Source organism: Streptomyces sp. NPDC028419 (genome assembly GCF_055565515.1).
In genome coordinates this window covers 199,939-215,379 of the sequence record NZ_JBVHUE010000007.1, presented here as the reverse complement: position 1 = coordinate 215,379, position 15,441 = coordinate 199,939, and the positions used below count along the sequence as shown (strand labels likewise).

Below are 15,441 nucleotides of genomic sequence, written 5' to 3'. Positions count from 1 at the left end.
TATCTTCAGTGGGGTCGCAGGCCGGGCAGGGTCATCCGGTAGCCCCGGGCGAGCAGTTGGGGCAGGTACTCGCCCAGCGCCTGGACGCTCTGCGTACGGTTGCCGCCCGCGTCGTGCGAGAGCACGATCACCCCGGGCGCGGCCCCCTTGAGCACGCGCGAGACGATCGTCGGGGTGCCCGGCTCGGTCCAGTCCAGCGTGTCCACGGTCCAGGCGAGCGGCTCCATCCCCAGCTCGGCGCCGATCTCGAAGGCGGCCCGGTTCCAGGCCCCGTACGGCGCCCGGAACCATTGCGGCGCCTCCCCCGTGGCCTGCTGCACGACCTCGCTCGTGCGTCCGATCTCGGACGCGAGGTCGGGCCGGGTGAGCTTCGGGATGAGCGGGTGGGTCCAGGTGTGGTTGCCGATGACGTGCCCCTCGGCGGCCATCCGCCGCACCAGGTCCCGGTTGTCGGTGGCCATTTCGCCGCAGACGAAGAACATGGCGCGGACCCCGTACCGGGCCAGGGTGTCCAGGATCGCGGGGGTGTAGCGGGGGTCGGGGCCGTCGTCGAAGGTGAGCACCATCTGGCTGCCGACGGCCGGGGCTCCGGGCGCGCCCGAGAGTTCCAGGATGGGTCGGGTGCGGACGGCGGGCCTGGCCGGGTGGTAGCGGGGCGGGACGTCGGCCGCCATCGGGCTCAGCCGGTAGGCGCTGGAAGCCTCGCCCCGCCGGTTCAGCGCGGCGGTTCCGGGCGCCCCGGGTGCTCCGGGCGCTCCGGCGCCGCCCGCCGCGGGTGCGCCGGGCCGGGCAGGATCCATGACCTCCTCCTCTCCGAGGACGCCCGAGGCCGCGGCGGCGATCCCGAGGAAGACGGCGGTACGCAGGAGCATGCGCCGCCCTACTGTCGGCTCGTCAGTTTTCATTACTACTACGTATCAACGCCGCTGTCCCGGATACCGGGAGACGCGGACGCGCCACCGCCCCCTCACCCGATCAGCCGCCCCGGCAGCCGCCGGGCGGCGGCTTCAGCTCCGGCGCACCAGGGGGAACGGAAGCGTCTCGCGGATCGTCAGACCGGTGAGGAACATGACGAGCCGGTCCACCCCGATGCCCAGCCCGCCGGTGGGCGGCATCGCGTACTCCAGTGCGTCCAGGAACTCGTTGTCGATCTCCATCGCCTCCGGGTCGCCGCCCGCCGCCAGCAGCGACTGGGCGGTGAGCCGGCGCCGCTGTTCGACCGGGTCGGTCAGCTCCGAGTAGGCGGTGCCCAGCTCGGTGCCGAAGGCGACCAGGTCCCAGCGTTCGGCGAGCCGGGGGTCCTTGCGGTGCTGGCGGGTGAGCGGCGAGACGTCCGTCGGGAAGTCCTTGTAGAAGGTGGGGAGGAGGGTCTTCTCCTCCACCAGCCGCTCGTACATCTCCAGGACCACGTCGCCGCGGGTGTTCTCCGGGGTGTGGGGCACGCCCGCCCGGTCGCAGTGGCGGCGCAGCGCCGCCTCCCCGGTGTCCGCGTCGACCTCTTCCCCGAGCGCCTCGCTGATCGCCCCGTACATCGTCTTCACCGGCCAGGCGCCGGAGATGTCGTGCACGACGAGCTTGCCGTCGTGACCGGCCTTGTGGGCGATCGGCGAGCCGAAGGCGGCGGTCGCGGCGCCCTGGATCAACTCTCGGGTGAGGTCGAGCATGACGTCGTAGTCGGCGAAGGCCTGGTACGCCTCCAACATCGTGAACTCGGGGTTGTGCTTGTAGGAGACGCCCTCGTTGCGGAAGGTGCGGCCCATCTCGAAGACCTTCTCCATGCCGCCGACGCACAGTCTCTTGAGGTACAGCTCGGGCGCGATGCGCAGGTAGAGGTCCATGTCGTAGGCGTTGATGTGGGTGCGGAACGGGCGCGCGTTGGCGCCGCCGTGGATCTGCTGGAGCATCGGGGTCTCGACCTCCAGGTAGCCGCGGTCGAGCAGCCCCTGGCGCAGTGCCTGCACGGCGCTGGAGCGGGCCCGTACGACCTCGCGCGCCTCGGGACTGGCCACCAGGTCGAGGTAGCGCCGCCGGACCCGGGCCTCGGGGTCGGCCAGGCCCTTGCGCTTGTCGGGCAGCGGGCGCAGGCACTTGCCGGTGAGCTGCCAGGAGCCGACGACGACGGAGAGTTCGCCGTTCCTGCTGGTGCCGATCTCGCCGCTCGCGACGACGTGGTCGCCGAAGTCCACCTGGGTGGTGAAGGTGCCGAGCACTTCGGTACCGGCCTCGTCGCGCGTGAACATCAGCTGCACGTCGCCGGTCCAGTCGCGGAGCACGGCGAAGACCACGCCGCCGAGGTCGCGCACGACCATCACGCGTCCGGCGACGGTGACCTGTTCGCCGGTCCGTGCGCCGGCCGGGTATCCGGGGTGGGCGGCGCGCAGCTGCGCCACGGTGTGGGTGCGCTGGCGGATGCCGACCGGGTAGGGGTCGGTGCCGCCCGCGCGGATCCGCTCCATCTTGCGGTGGCGGACGCGGACCTGTTCGGGCAGCTTCTCGGCGCTCCCGGCGCCCTCCTCCCCCACGAGGTCGAGGTTGAGGGAGGCGATCGGGGGGAGGAGGGCGGTGTTCGCCGGGGCCGTGACGCCCCTGGCGTGCCCGTTGCCCCACAGCTTGCGCATGCTCGGAACGGAGACGAACCCCTCGGCGATGCCGGAGGCGAGGCTGACCCGGGCGAGGGAACCGGCGTCCTGGTAGCAGAGGAAGCGCGGGTACCACTCGGGTCCGTACTTGACGTTGGACCGGTACAGGGCCTCCAGCTGCCACCACTTGGAGAAGAACAGCAGGAGCTTGCGCCACAGCTTCAGGACGGGGCCCGCGCCGATCCGGCCGCCCTCCTCGAAGGCGGAGCGGAAGACGGCGAAGTTGAGGGAGATCCGGCGCACGCCCAGCTTGGGCGCTGCGGCGCACAGTTCGGCGACCATGAACTCCATGACGCCGTTGGGCGCGGCGCGGTCGCGGCGCATCAGGTCGAGGGAGATGCCGTCCTTGCCCCAGGGGACGAAGGAGAGCAGGGCGATGAGTTCGCCCTGCGCGTCGAAGGCCTCGACGAGCAGGCAGTCCCCGTCGGTGGGGTCGCCGAGCCGGTCGAGGGCCATGGAGAAGCCCCGCTCGGTCTCGGTGTCGCGCCACTTGTCGGCGCGGTCGACGATCCGCTGCATCTCCTCCTCGGTGAGGGCGCAGTGGCGCCGGATGACGGTGGAGGCGCCGGTGCGCCGGACCCTGTTGACGGCCTGGCGGGTGACGCGCATGTCGCGGCCGTCGAGGTCGAACTGGGCGACGTGCAAGATCGCCTCGTCGCCGAGCTGGAGGGCGCTGAGCCCGGACCGGGCGAAGGCGGTCGCGCCTTCCTCGGAGGCGCCCATCACGGCGGGCTGCCAGCCGTGGCGGCGGGCGACGGCGAGCCAGGCGTCAATGGCGGGCGTCCAGGCTCCGGGGTCGCCGACGGGGTCGCCGCTGGCCAGGCAGACGCCGGCCTCGACGCGGTAGGTGACGGCGGCCTTGCCGTTGGGGGCGAAGACGACGGCCTTGTCGCGGCGGGTGGCGAAGTAGCCGAGGGAGTCGCCCCGGCCGTAGGCGCCGAGCAGCGCCCGGATGCGCGGTTCCTCGTCGCCGTGCAGGGCGGCGGTCATGCGCTGCGAGCGGAAGAGCGTGGAGGCGGCGTTGAGCAGGGCGAGGGCGCCGAAGAGGCCGAGCAGGAAGTAGAGGGGCCGGGGCGGGTGGCCGTCGAACTGGCGGGCGGAGAAGAGTCCGCCGAAGACCTGTTTGGCAGCCCAGTCCAGCCACTGCCCCTTGGGCAGGCTGCCGGGGAAGATCGCGACGAGCCCCCAGCCGAGGAAGACGGCGGCGAGCAGTCCGAGGCCGAGGACCAGCAGCGCCCGCCACAGGGCTCCGGGCCGGGAGGCGGCGTAGAACTCCTTGCGGGCGGCGATCAGCAGCACCATGGCGGCGACGGCGATGACGCCGGAGACGATCGAGACCCAGTAGTCCCCGTCGGCGAGGATGAGGACGTCGACCAGGATCAACAGGGCCAGATAGGTGACGACGATCCACCAGGCGACCTTCTTGCGGGTGCCGAGGGCCGCGGCCAGCAGGAAGAGGAAGACGGCGTAGGCGAGGTTCTCGCTGACCGGGACGACGAACATGTCCAGGAAGCGGACCACCGGCCGCAGCAGCCGCCGCAGGGTGGGGGACAGCGCCAGGATGGCGCACACCAGGCCGAGCGTTCCGAAGAACGCGCCGAATCCGTCGGGCACCCGCTTCAGGAAGCGGTTGCGGGTCCCACGGGTCTCCTCCACGGTGGCACTCATGGTTCGCACTGTAGGGAGGCGCGCGCCGGTCCGCGCGCCGAACGCACTAACCTCGGTGGGGTGACAGAGCACGTGAGCACGGGGTTCGAGCGGGGTACCGACGGCCCGAAGGTGATCCTCGCCGGGGTTGACGGATCGGAGTCGTCGCTGCGCGCGGCGGCCTACGCGGCGGGGCTGGCCCGGCGCCAGAACGCCCTCCTGGCGCTGGTCTACGTCCAGCCGGTGATCGCGGCCGGGGCGGCCATGGGCGCGCCGGTGGCCGGGGCCACCGAGGAGATCGCGGAGGGGATCGTGGCCGAGATCCGGGACTCCGCGGAGCGCGTGAAGGGCATCTTCGAGGTGCGCTGGCAGTTCCACACCTTCCGCGGGGACCCGTACGCGGGGCTGGTGAGCGCCGCCGAGGAGCTGACCGCGGACGCGGTGGTCGTCGGCGCCTCGGAGCAGGCCGGGCACCGGATCATCGGGTCGGTGGCGGTCCGGCTGGTGAAGGCGGGGCGCTGGCCGGTGACCGTGGTTCCGTAGCGCGACGCCGGGTCGGTGGCGGGCACCGCCTCGGTGGCCGGCCCGCCGCCGGACCGTAGGGGCGCCCGGCCCGGTGGTGCTACTTGCCGAGCGTCAGGCCGTCCTTGGCCGCGCCGCGGCTCAGCACGGCCTCGCCGATGGCCTCCGCGGCGCTCTTGTACGCCTCGTGGTCGGGGTCCTTGGCCAGGCCCGCCGGGAGGTTGACGACCTTGCCGGCGGTGAGGTCGGTCATCTGCGGGACGTACTCGGCCTTGGTGACGCGCCAGCGCTGCCCCGGGGCGGCGGGGGGCTCGAAGGTGAAGCGGCCGATCGAGCCGTAGTTGCCGCGCAGGTCGCGCTCGCCCGAGTCGTTGAACATCTCACCGGCGACCTGGTCGCCCATGCCGTAGACGATCCAGGTGCCGTTGACCTTCTCGTACGCCTGCGGGATGTGCGCGTGCGTGCCGAGGATCATGTCGACGTCGGGGCGGCCGCCGCTCGTCGAGGCCGTGAGGGCCTTGCCGAGGGAGAGCTGGCGCTCGTCCGGCTCGGTCTGCCACTCCGTGCCCCAGTGCAGGCTGACGAGGACCACGTCCGCGCCCGCCGTCCGGGCGGCCCGGGCGTCGGCGACGATCTCCTGTTGCTCCATCAGGTTGACCGCCCAGGGCTGGCCTTCGGGCATCGGGTGGTCGTTGGTGTCGTAGGTGTAGGCGAGATGGGCCACCTTGGCGCCGCCCGCCGTGTAGGTGGTCACGGTGGCCGCCTCGGCCGCCGTGCGCGCCGAACCGGCATGTTTCAGGCCGACCTTGTCGAAGGTGTCCAGGGTGCGCTTCAGCCCCGCGGCGCCGTCGTCGAGGGTGTGGTTCGAGGCGGTCGAGCAGCCGTCGTAGCCGGCGTCCTTGAGCCCTTCGGCCACCTGAGGTGGGGAGACGAAGTCCGGGTAACCCGAGAAGGGGCCGCCCTCCTCGCCGTAGACCGTCTCGCTGTGACAGAGCGCCAGGTCGGCGGCGGTGACGAGGTCCTTGACGTCCGCGAACATCGGCTTGAAGTCGTAGCCGCCGCCCCCGGTGGCCGCCCCGTTGATGATCGAGGTGTGCGGGAGCACGTCCCCGCTCGCGACCAGGGTGAAGCCCTTCTTCCCGGTCCCGGCGCTCCCCTTGGTCGCCCCGGACCCCGATCCGCCGGGGCCGCCCGCGCCGCCGGGGCTGCCCGACGGGCCGGAACAGCCCGCCGCGGCCGATAGCAGGAGGGCCGACAGGACCGCGACGGCCCGCCGCGTGCGCTTGGTCATCCGCCTCAGCTTCCATTTCATAGGACTATCGGATGACCTGAATCCTGGAGAGCGGGCGGCGCAAGTCAAGGAACGGCTCCGCCGGGCGCCCGGGACTCACCCTCCTGGCGGCACCGCGCCCCGGCGGACGGCCTGCCGTTCACCGCGCCGTTCGACCGTTCACCGACGAGGGCGGCCGCCCACCGGACGGCCGGGGTGCTTGGGCGCAGCAGCGGCACCCGACGGTTCCCGGGCGGCCCGTCGCAGGTCAGGGTGGTCATGTCGACCCGCACCCACCCCGGAAGGAGCCACTCGGTGCCCCCCTCCCCCACTGATTGCCGCACCGACCCCGAGGCACTCGCCGCACTCCAGCGCGAACACGGCCGGGCTCTGTTCGGATTCCTCTTCGGCCTCTGCAACGGCGACGCGCAGCGCGCCGAGGACCTGGTGCAGGAGACCTTGGTGCGCGCCTGGCAGCACCCCGAAGTGCTGGAGAGCCCCCACGCCTCCATGCGCCCCTGGCTCTTCACGGTCGGCCGGCGGCTCGCGATCGACGCGCGCCGCGCCCGGCTCGCCCGCCCCCAGGAGGTCGAGCAGGAGGACCTGGACCAGACGCCCGCGCCCCGGGACGGGGTCTCCCGTTCGGTCACCGCCATCGACGTCCGCCGGGCCGTCGGCAGTCTGGGCCCGGAGCACCGCGAGGTGCTGATGCAGGTCTACTTCCGCGACCGGTCGGTCGCGGAAGCCGCCGAAGAGCTGGGCATACCGACAGGAACCGTCAAGTCCCGGACGTACTACGCGCTGCGGGCCCTGCGCAAGGACCTCCAGGGGTACGGGCTCGGGGCCTGAGACCGGGTCGCAGGGCCGCCCGGAGGTCGCCGGCGAGCAAGGGAACCACGGGGGACGAAAGGCCAACTGGCCGAGAACCGCTCACGGATTGACCGGAGTGGGCGCATGGCGCATCCAATTCGGCTCCAGAGCGTCCAAGTTGAGTAAACATCGCCCGTCCTGCGAGGCTCGGAGGAGAGGCTCTGACCGACGGCGGCAAGCTCGACACGCGGGAGAAGGTGGAACGGTGCAGCCCGAGGGTATGAACGGCACCAGTGACGGCGGGCTCGCGGTGCCCATGGCGTGGCTCTACGCCGAGTACATCGCGGACGAACTGCTGCGCACGGGGCGACTGATCCCGGTCAGCACCCTGGAATTCCGGGCCGGGCGGGACACCCTGGCCCTGACGATCTACCTGTCCGACGCCGCCGGCGAGCTGTCCGGGATCCGCGTCGTCTCGCAGCTCGACGAGTGGCTCTCCCTGACGGCGTACGGTCATCCCTGGCGCGACTGGGTGCAGACCCGGTTCCTCCAGCTGGGCGAGGAGGCCCGGGAGCGCGGCGTCGGCGAGGATCCCGACCTGGAACTGGCCCGGGACGCCTGGAGTTGGCTGGAGCGGACCGAGCTGTTCGCCACCAACCTGGACCCGGGTCGGCCCGGCCCCGAGGACAACCCGCCCGGTCTGGACGAGAACGCCCGGGTGTGGACCCCGGCCTGGCAGCTGGGCCTGCCGTTGGGACACCTGGCGATGCACCTCTTCTGACCGGGCGGCCCGGCGGGCGGTCAACCGGTCGGTGACTCCCTCGGGGGTTCGGTCGGGGTGTCGGCCAGGGGTTCGCTCAGGGGCTCCGTCACCAGGCCGGTGAAGTCCGCCTCGTTGCGTTCGGCACGGACGACGTACCGGTGCGCTATGAGCCACAGCACCGGGTACACCACCACCCCGAGCCCCACCCACACCAGGGGTCCCGCGTCGACGCGCGGCAGGGAGAACACCAGGGGCAGGGCTCCGACGAAGGCCATCAGCACGGCCAGGGCCGCCAGGGCGGCCCGCAGTTGACTGCGCATCAGGGCGCGGACGTAGGTGGCGCCGAGCGAGGTCTGCTGGGAGATCTCCGAGCGCGCGGGAGTGTGCGCGGGCGGGCGTCCGCGCGCGCCGCGCGCCACGCCGGTGACGACCTCCCGCCGCGAGCCGGGCTGGTCCGGGGACGCCGGGGAGTGCCGGGGCGGCCGGTGCTGCGCGTCATCGGGCATGGTGCGCACCAGTGTATGCGTGGCGCGGCGCACGGTGGGGGGCCGCCGGTGGCTACTTCAGCAGGCGGGACAGCCTCCGGTCGGCGAGCGGCTTGCCCCCGGTCTGGCAGGTGGGGCAGTACTGGAGCGAGGAATCGGCGAAGGACACCGATCGGATGGTGTCCCCGCACACCGGGCAGACCTCGCCGGTCCGGCCGTGCACCCGCAGCCCGCTCTTCTTCTCCGCCTTCAGGCTCCCCGCGGCCACGCCGTGCGCGCGGGCGAGCGCCTCGCGCAGGGTCGCCCGGACCGCCTCGAAGAGGTGGGACACCTCGGTCGCTTCCAGGGAGGCGGCGAGCTTGAAGGGTGACATCCGCGCGTGGTGCAAGATCTCGTCGCTGTACGCGTTGCCTATCCCGGCCAGGACGCTCTGGTCGCGCAGGAAGCCCTTGAGCTGGCGCCGCTCCCCCGCCAGCAGCGCCGCGAACCGCGCTTCGTCGAAGTCCTCGGCGAGCGGGTCCGGCCCGAGCCGGGCGATGCCGGGCACCTGCGCCGGATCGTGGACGACGTACACCGCGAGCCGCTTCTGGGTGCCCGCCTCGGTGAGGTCGAAGCCGCCCCCGCCGTCGAGCAGCACGCGCAGGGCGAGCGGGCCCTTGCCGCCGGGCTTGGGCGGCTGCGCGGGGAAGGCGTCGTGCCACCGCAGCCAGCCCGCCCGGGCGAGATGGGTGACGAGGTACAGCTCGCCGATCCGCAGCGCGAGGAACTTGCCGTGGCGGGCGGTGGCTCCCGCCACCTGCCCTTCGAGGGCGGTGACCGGGGGGTCGTAGGTCTTGAGCACGCTCACGTTGAGCGGGAGGACGCGCTCCACCACCCGCCCGGTCAGGTGCTCGTCGAGGAATTCCCTGAGGGCCTCGACCTCCGGCAGCTCCGGCACCCTCCCAGGGTGCCGCGCCCTCAGCCGAAGCGCGAGCCGGGGACCGGGCCGGGCGAGCGGGCGTGGTCGCGGGTTCCGCCGAGCCAGCCGGGGGCCACCGCGGCGACGTAGGTCCGCAGGGCCTCGTCCGGGTCGGCCGGGGTCTGTCCGTCGCCCTCCTCCGGCGCGGGGTCGGCGTCGATGACGTCGCGGGCCACGTCCTCCTCGGGGCGCTCGTCCGCGGGCCGGTCGCCGTACGCCGCCCAGGGCGCGACGGCGTACTGGCACAGCAGCGCGCTGGAATCGGCGCTCACCGGCGGCGGATCGGTCCAGCAGGTGAGGTGCTCGTGCAGGACCTGGCCGGTGGTGCGGGTGCGCAGGGTGCGGACCAGCTCGGGGTCGCCGGCGCGCAGGTCGTAGGAGGCCACGACCGTGTCCGGGCGGGCGGGGTCGTAGGGCACCGCGGGCAGCCCGAGCACCCCGGCGGCGGCCAGGCCGAGGATCCGGTCGGCGCGGCCGGGGAGCAGCGAGACGGTCGTCGGGCGCTGCCCGGCGGCGGCCAGGGCGAGCGCGAGGCGGTCGAGGCCGCGCCGGACCAGTGCGTGGTTGTCCCCGAGGAAGGCGTAGCGGCCGGTCATTCCGGCGCCGTAGCCGTACGGGGAGAGCGTGCCCAGGAGCGCGCCGGTGAGCGCGAAGTGCCAGCCGCGCAGGTCACGGGCGTCGAGGGGGCCTGCCCCGCGGGCCAGTTCGGCGCGGCCCAACATGCGGCGCTGGCGGCCGTGGGCCCCGAGCCAGGTCGCGTCCTCGGGGGCCGGCAGCCGGATCGCGGCGGCGCGGGCTCCGTCGAAGTCGCCCGCGCACAGGGTGTTGTGGACCAGGAGGTAGGTCTCGGGCCAGGCGGGCAGGCGCTCGCCGCGGGCCGCGAGCAGGGCGGCGGCCTCGGTGTGCCGGTGTCCGTCTTCGAGGGCGGCGACGAGTTCGGCGAGGAGCTTGCGGGAGTCGGGCCGGATCGCGAGCGCGTGGCGCAGCGGGGCGACGGCGAGGAAGGACACGCCGCGTTCGACGCAGGCGTAGCCGAAGTCGTAGAGCGCCTGGGGATCGCGGGGCTTCTTCGCGGCGGTCTTCGCGGCCAGGGCGAGGTCGGTGAAGCCCGCGGCGTCGGCGAGGGCCCGGGTGGCCTTGGCGAGGTCGGCGGGCGAGGCGGTTTCCGCGTGGGGGCGCAGGGCCCGGACGGCTCCGGGCAGATCTCCGGCCTTCAGCGACCGGCGGACGTCGTGCGTGGCGGTAGTCATCGCCCCGATCCTGCGCCACCGCCGCCGCGCGCCGCAACGGGCTTTGGGCCCGCCGGGCCGGGCGGCGCGTGCCGGTTCCGCTTCCGGTTCTCCTTCCGGTTCTCCTTCGGCCTCAGGTCATGACGAACTCGCACCACACGCACTTGCCGCCGCCCCGGGACTCCACTCCCCAGACGTCCGCCAGGCGGTCCACCAGCATCAGGCCGCGTCCCGAGACCCCCGAGTCGCCCGCTTCCCGGCGGCGCGGGAGTGCGCTGGAGCGGTCCTCGACCTCGACGCGGATGCGGCGTTCGGGGCCGGCCAGGACGCGCAGGGTGACGATCGCCGGGCCGTCGGTGTGCATCAGGGCGTTCACGATCAGTTCGTCCGCGACGAGTTCGATCTCGTCGCCCCGGGCCCGGGCGCCCCAGGCCCGTACGGCCGTGCCGATCATGTGCCGGGCCGAGACCAGGCCCTCGGGGTCGCCGGGGGCCACGTGCTGTTGGAGTCGGCCGCCCGCCTGCGGCGCGTCCTCGGCCTGGCGGCGCAGCAGCAGGAGGGCGACGTCGTCGTCGCCCCGCTCGTCGGCCATCTCGACCAGCCGGTCGGCGAGCTGCGTGAGGTCGGCCGGGCCGGACCGGACCATGGCGGTGAGGTACTGGATCCCGTCGTCGAGGTCGGCGCCGGGTTGTTCGACCAGGCCGTCGGTGCACAGGAGAAGCGTTTCCCCGGGGTCCAGTTCCACCGTGGTCACGGGGTACTCCAGGCGGCCGAACTCCGCGGAGAGGCCGAGCGGCATCCCGCCCTCCACGGGGAGCCTGCGGCAGTCGCCGTCACGGGTGCGCAGCAGGGGGTCCAGGTGGCCCGCGCGGACCAGCTGGAGCACCCCGGTGGCGAGGTCCGCCTCGACGTAGGTGCAGGTCGCGAAGCGGTCGGTGTCCAGTTCGTGGAGGAAGACGGAGGCCCGGGCGATCACCGTGGCGGGTGCGTGTCCTTCGGCGGCGTAGGCGCGCAGCACGATGCGGAGCTGGCCCATCACGGCCGCCGCGTGGGTGTCGTGCCCCTGGACGTCGCCGATGACGGCGCCGACCCGCCCGCCGGGCAGCGGGATGACGTCGTACCAGTCGCCGCCGATGTCGCGGCCCATCCGGGCGGAGCGGTAGCGCACCTCGATCTGCGCACCGGCCACCGCCGGGATCCGGCGCGGCAGCATGGCCTGTTGGAGGCCCTCGGCGATGTCGTGTTCCTGCTCCAGCAGCATCGCGCGCTGGAGGCTCTGGGCGATGCTGCTGCCGAGGGCGACGAGCAGGTTCCGTTCGTCCTGGGTGAAGGCTTCCTTGTCCTGGTAGAGCAGGCCGATCGCGCCGATGGGGCGGGCCTGGGCGATCAGCGGCAGGTAGGCGGCGGCCGAGATCCGCATGTAGGAGATCTTCGACCAGAGCCCCGGATAGGAGGCGGCGAACTCCTCCTGCGAGTCGATGAAGCGGGGCTGGAGCGAGCGGACCACCTCGCTCATCGGGTACTGCTCGTCGATGCGGGTGTAGCGGGTGCCGGGGACGAAGCTGCCTTCGGGGCCCTCGGCGACCAGGTGGATGCGGCCCGCCTCGACCAGCCCCATCACCATGCCCATGGTGCCGAGCCGCTCCAGGCCGTGCGCGTCGCTGAGCGCGTCGATGACGTCCTGCACGGTGCGCGCGTGGGCGAGGGCGGCGGTGGTGCCCTCGACCACGGAGGTCTGGCGGCGGCGTTCCTCGTCCAGGCCGAGGCGTTCGGCGGAGTGGCTGAGCTCCTCGGTCGCGTCCCGGACGATGCCGATGATGCGGTAGGGACGCCCGTCCGGGTCGCGCAACACCCGGCCCTGGGTGTGGGTCCAGCGCAGCCGCCCGTCGCGGCACCTGATCCGGAAGTAGGCGCCGTAGCTCTCCATCCCGCCCTTGAGGGCGGTGGAGACCAGCGCGTCCAGCCGGGCGGCCTCGGCGGGCGGGACCCGGGGCGAGAGGGACTCGGGCCGCTCGTCGTAGTCCTGGGGGAGGGTGTCGAAGACGTCGAGGGCGGGCGGGTCCATGTGCATGAGTCCGGTGACCAGGTCCCAGTCGAAGCTGCCCATGCGGTTCAGGGAGAGCGACCGGTCCGGGTGTGCGGGCCAGTCGTCCGGCAGCGATACGGTGCTCGGCACCGGTCCACCATGACACACGAGCGGGTCAGACGCTCTCCAATGAGTAACCCGGGTCCGGGGTGAAGTGCTGACCGGGCACGGCGTAGGGGTCGGTGGGGTCACCGGGGGCGTAGGGGTCGGTGGGCGCGTAGGGGTCGTACGGGCTCAATCCGGGCCCGTCGGGGGTGGGCGGCAGGTCCGGGGGGAGGTCCGGGGGAACGTCGCCGGGCGTTTCGCCGAGCGGTGGAACGGTGGGCGGCGCGGGCGGGGCCGGCGGCTCGGGCGGGCGGGGCCTGCTCGGGGTGTTCGGTGCGGTGTCCGGGGGCGTGGGCGGGGGCGTGGCGGACCCGGACGGCGGGCAGTCCGGCGCGCCGGGCGGCGGCGGGACGGCGCCCCGCGGCGAGGGCTCAGCCGTCGGCGGGGTGGTGCGGGCCAGGCTGTTGGGGTCCCGGGTGGCGCAGGGCGGTGACGGGGTCGGGGGCTGCGCCGGGTCCGTCCGTTCGGCGGAGGGGATGCCGTCCGCCGGGTCCTGGGTGGGCGGCACCGCGGGGCTCTTGTCCTGGGCGCCGTCGTCGCCGGTCTTGCGCTCGATCCAGGTGTTGTCGCCGATGTTCGCGATGACCAGGCTGTTGAGGACCTGGACGGTCGGTTCGATGACGATGACCTGGTGGGGGTCGTAGCCGGGCCAGGGGTCGCCCTTGAAGACGGGGTCGCCGCTCGCGGCGCGCGGGGGCCGGAGCGGGTTCCCGCAGGTGCAGCGGACCCGGGGCGTGCCGTGGTCGTCGACGAGGACCGCGGTGCCCGCCTGGAGGACGGACTGGAAGCCGGTGGCGCGGCCGTCCTTGAAGCCGTGGCCGGTCACCCGGGTGTCGGCGCGCAGCACGACCGGGGTCAGGCCGCGCAGGAACTCGGGGAGCTTCGCCCGTTCGATGCCGGCGGCCTCGGCGAAGGCCTTGGCCTTGGCGTCGTCGGAGGTCAGGTGGTCGACCTGGCGTTCGACGTCGCAGCTGCCGAGTCGCTGGGTGCCGCCGTAGAGGCCGGGGGTGGATCCGCCGACGGTGCGGATGCCCTCGCCGGTGGCGTTGGGGGTGGGGGGTTGCAGCGGCGCGGATTCCGCCGTCGCGGTGGAGGGGTTGAAGGGATCGGGGCCCGCGACGGCGACCGGCTGGAGCAGGACGTCCTTGCTCTCCGGGGCGGCCGCGGGGGCGCGCGAGCCGTCCCCCGGGCCGCCGCAGGCCGCGGCGAGCAGCCCGAGGGCGGCGAAGAGGGCGGCGCCCGCCGGTGCGTGACGGCGGGCCGGCTGCGGGGACGCCCGGCGCGGCGGAGGTTGCGGTACGTGCTGATCCGTCACGAGGTTCTCCCTGTTAGCCCCTGTTGCTCCCCTCTTGTCTGCCGCATGTCCGGAGGTGTCGCAAGCGGAGCGTCACCGTGGAGTACGGGCGGTGACGCTCCGCCGCGACGCGGATCCACCGCTCTCTTGAACATGTTCAAGAGAGCCTCTAGGCTCACACCGTGAGTTGAACGCGTTCAAGGCGTTCGACCGTACGGGGGAGGGCGGTCCACGGTGACGATCCTGGTGAACTGCGTCGTCACCCTGGGCATGCTCTACGTCCTGCCCGCCGGACTGCGTCTCATCGATCCGGCCCGGCTGCGCACGACCGCCCGGCTGTGGCCCCTGCTCGGCGCGCCCGGCGTCCTGTGCCTCTGGTTGCCCCGCGGCGCACCCGCCGGCGTCCTCGCCGCCCTCTACGCGGGGGCCACGCTGGCGCTCGCCCTGCACGCACCGGCCCGGCTGCTGCGCACCCGCTCGCTCGCCCCGCCCGAGATCGCCGTGCTCACGGCGCTGGTCACCCCCTCGGTCGCCGGACTCGCGCTGGTCGCCGAACGCACCGGGCACCGGCTCTTCGGCTTCGACCTGGAGATCCTGGCCCTGACGGTCCCCCACTTCCACTTCGCCGGATTCGCCGCGGCCCTGGTCGCGGGACTGGTCTGCCGGACCGCGGCGCCCGGACCGTGGGCGCGCTGGGCGGCGTACAGCGTGCCGGGCGGGACCCTGCTGGTGCTCGCCGGCTACTTCGTCGACGACTGGGCGGAGCTCGCGGGGGCCGCCGTCCTCACCTCGGGGATGTGGGCGGTGGCCCTGCTGACCTGGCGGGAGATCCGCCCCGTCGCCGACGAGGCGTCCGACCGGGGCACCGCGAGGCTGCTCGCCGGCTCGGCCGGCGTGCTGGTCGTCACCATGCTGCTCGCCCTGTGGTGGGCGCTGGGCGAGGCGAGCGGCCTCCCGCACCCCACCGTGACCTGGATGGCCGCGACCCACGGCCTCGCAAACGCCCTCGGCTTCGCACTGTGCTCGGTGCTGGCCTGGCGCCGCCTGGAGGAGAAAGCCTCATGACCCGCATCATCAGCGAGGGCGCCCACCGGACGCGGCCCCCGGCCGCCGGGACCGGCGCACTGACCTACCCCGACCGCGGGGCGACCCGGCTGCGCCCGCTGCCCGCCGGGTACCACCACCTGGACCACCGGGTCCGGATCGGCCGCGGCCGGGCCGCCTTCGAAGCGGCCGGCGCCGCGGTCACCACCTTCGACCTGCACCGGGCGACCGGAATGCGGATCCGCGCCGACCACGGGGCCGTGCGGCCGGGCGGCCGCGTCGAGGTCGGGATCGGCTTCGGGCCGCTGCGCGTCAGCGGGCCCTGCGAGGTGATCTGGACGGCGTACGAACCCGGCCGGGTGGGCTTCGCCTACGGGACCCTCGACGGGCACCCCGAATGCGGTGAGGAATCGTTCCTGGTGGAACTGGCCGAGGACGGTTCGGTCTGGTTCTCGGTCACCGCCTTCAGCCGGCCGGCCGCCTGGTACACCCGCCTCGCCGGTCCGCTCGTCCCGCCGCTCCAGCTCGGCTACGCCCGGCTGCTCGGCCGCACCCTGCGCGCCCTGGTCGCGCGCGGCTGATACTGGAG

General features: G+C 73.7%; 13 protein-coding genes. 5 read left to right on the top strand and 8 right to left on the bottom strand.

Features of this window, described 5'->3' with window-relative positions; genetic code table 11:
• Window positions 1-5 precede the first annotated feature (5 nt).
• Window positions 6-905, bottom strand: a complete 900-nt coding sequence (locus tag ACZ4UB_RS11355; RefSeq protein ID WP_468069861.1) for a polysaccharide deacetylase family protein — start codon at window positions 903-905, stop codon at window positions 6-8.
• A 102-nt stretch (window positions 906-1,007) separates the two neighbouring features.
• The gene (gene lysX / locus ACZ4UB_RS11350) at window positions 1,008-4,307 is read right to left on the bottom strand and encodes a bifunctional lysylphosphatidylglycerol synthetase/lysine--tRNA ligase LysX (protein WP_468069859.1); all 3,300 of its coding nucleotides are present in this window, start codon (window positions 4,305-4,307) and stop codon (window positions 1,008-1,010) included.
• 60 nt (window positions 4,308-4,367) lie between these two features.
• Between lysX and ACZ4UB_RS11345 the strand changes: the two genes are divergently transcribed.
• Window positions 4,368-4,829, top strand: a complete 462-nt coding sequence (locus ACZ4UB_RS11345; RefSeq protein WP_399256671.1) for a universal stress protein — start codon at window positions 4,368-4,370, stop codon at window positions 4,827-4,829.
• Between the two features lie 79 nt (window positions 4,830-4,908).
• Here ACZ4UB_RS11345 and ACZ4UB_RS11340 read toward each other — a convergent pair whose 3' ends face one another.
• Entirely contained in the window at window positions 4,909-6,099 is a 1,191-nt protein-coding gene (locus ACZ4UB_RS11340; RefSeq protein ID WP_468069856.1) for a CapA family protein, read from the bottom strand.
• 294 nt (window positions 6,100-6,393) lie between these two features.
• Between ACZ4UB_RS11340 and ACZ4UB_RS11335 the strand changes: the two genes are divergently transcribed.
• Both ACZ4UB_RS11335 and ACZ4UB_RS11330 read left to right on the top strand, forming a co-directional pair.
• On the top strand, window positions 6,394-6,927 hold the full coding sequence (locus tag ACZ4UB_RS11335) for a sigma-70 family RNA polymerase sigma factor (protein WP_468069855.1): 534 nt from the start codon (window positions 6,394-6,396) through the stop codon (window positions 6,925-6,927).
• A 241-nt stretch (window positions 6,928-7,168) separates the two neighbouring features.
• Complete coding sequence (locus ACZ4UB_RS11330; protein WP_468069953.1) at window positions 7,169-7,669, top strand: hypothetical protein; 501 nt, start codon at window positions 7,169-7,171, stop codon at window positions 7,667-7,669.
• A gap of 20 nt (window positions 7,670-7,689) precedes the next feature.
• Here the strand turns inward: ACZ4UB_RS11330 and ACZ4UB_RS11325 are convergent, their stop codons facing one another.
• The 5 genes from ACZ4UB_RS11325 to ACZ4UB_RS11305 form a co-directional block, all read right to left on the bottom strand.
• Window positions 7,690-8,157, bottom strand: coding sequence for a hypothetical protein (locus ACZ4UB_RS11325; protein WP_468069853.1), 468 nt, complete (start codon window positions 8,155-8,157; stop codon window positions 7,690-7,692).
• A 52-nt stretch (window positions 8,158-8,209) separates the two neighbouring features.
• On the bottom strand, window positions 8,210-9,073 hold the full coding sequence (locus ACZ4UB_RS11320) for an Fpg/Nei family DNA glycosylase (protein WP_468069851.1): 864 nt from the start codon (window positions 9,071-9,073) through the stop codon (window positions 8,210-8,212).
• Window positions 9,074-9,093: 20 nt separating this feature from the next.
• Entirely contained in the window at window positions 9,094-10,344 is a 1,251-nt protein-coding gene (locus ACZ4UB_RS11315; protein WP_468069849.1) for a hypothetical protein, read from the bottom strand.
• A 112-nt stretch (window positions 10,345-10,456) separates the two neighbouring features.
• Window positions 10,457-12,517: a SpoIIE family protein phosphatase gene (locus ACZ4UB_RS11310; RefSeq protein ID WP_468069847.1), complete on the bottom strand. Its 2,061-nt coding sequence runs from the start codon at window positions 12,515-12,517 to the stop codon at window positions 10,457-10,459.
• Between the two features lie 7 nt (window positions 12,518-12,524).
• Window positions 12,525-13,829: a DUF6777 domain-containing protein gene (locus ACZ4UB_RS11305; RefSeq protein ID WP_468069845.1), complete on the bottom strand. Its 1,305-nt coding sequence runs from the start codon at window positions 13,827-13,829 to the stop codon at window positions 12,525-12,527.
• Between the two features lie 213 nt (window positions 13,830-14,042).
• Between ACZ4UB_RS11305 and ACZ4UB_RS11300 the strand changes: the two genes are divergently transcribed.
• Together ACZ4UB_RS11300 and ACZ4UB_RS11295 are read left to right on the top strand one after the other, a co-directional pair.
• Complete coding sequence (locus ACZ4UB_RS11300) at window positions 14,043-14,873, top strand: YndJ family protein (protein WP_468069843.1); 831 nt, start codon at window positions 14,043-14,045, stop codon at window positions 14,871-14,873.
• A complete protein-coding gene (locus tag ACZ4UB_RS11295) occupies window positions 14,870-15,433 on the top strand; it encodes a DUF1990 family protein (protein WP_468069842.1) in 564 nt (187 codons plus the stop codon). Before ACZ4UB_RS11300 ends, ACZ4UB_RS11295 begins: the two co-directional genes overlap by 4 nt.
• The last annotated feature ends 8 nt before the right edge of the window (window positions 15,434-15,441 follow it).

Excerpts from the sequence above, each read along its gene's own strand:
- ACZ4UB_RS11355 (WP_468069861.1), bottom strand. The coding sequence starts at position 905 with ATGAAAACTGACGAGCCGACAGTAGGGCGGCGCATGCTCCTGCGTACC.
- lysX (WP_468069859.1), bottom strand. The coding sequence starts at position 4,307 with ATGAGTGCCACCGTGGAGGAGACCCGTGGGACCCGCAACCGCTTCCTG.
- ACZ4UB_RS11340 (WP_468069856.1), bottom strand. The coding sequence starts at position 6,099 with ATGACCAAGCGCACGCGGCGGGCCGTCGCGGTCCTGTCGGCCCTCCTG.
- ACZ4UB_RS11330 (WP_468069953.1), top strand. The coding sequence starts at position 7,169 with ATGAACGGCACCAGTGACGGCGGGCTCGCGGTGCCCATGGCGTGGCTC.
- ACZ4UB_RS11325 (WP_468069853.1), bottom strand. The coding sequence starts at position 8,157 with ATGCCCGATGACGCGCAGCACCGGCCGCCCCGGCACTCCCCGGCGTCC.
- ACZ4UB_RS11315 (WP_468069849.1), bottom strand. The coding sequence starts at position 10,344 with ATGACTACCGCCACGCACGACGTCCGCCGGTCGCTGAAGGCCGGAGAT.
- ACZ4UB_RS11295 (WP_468069842.1), top strand. The coding sequence starts at position 14,870 with ATGACCCGCATCATCAGCGAGGGCGCCCACCGGACGCGGCCCCCGGCC.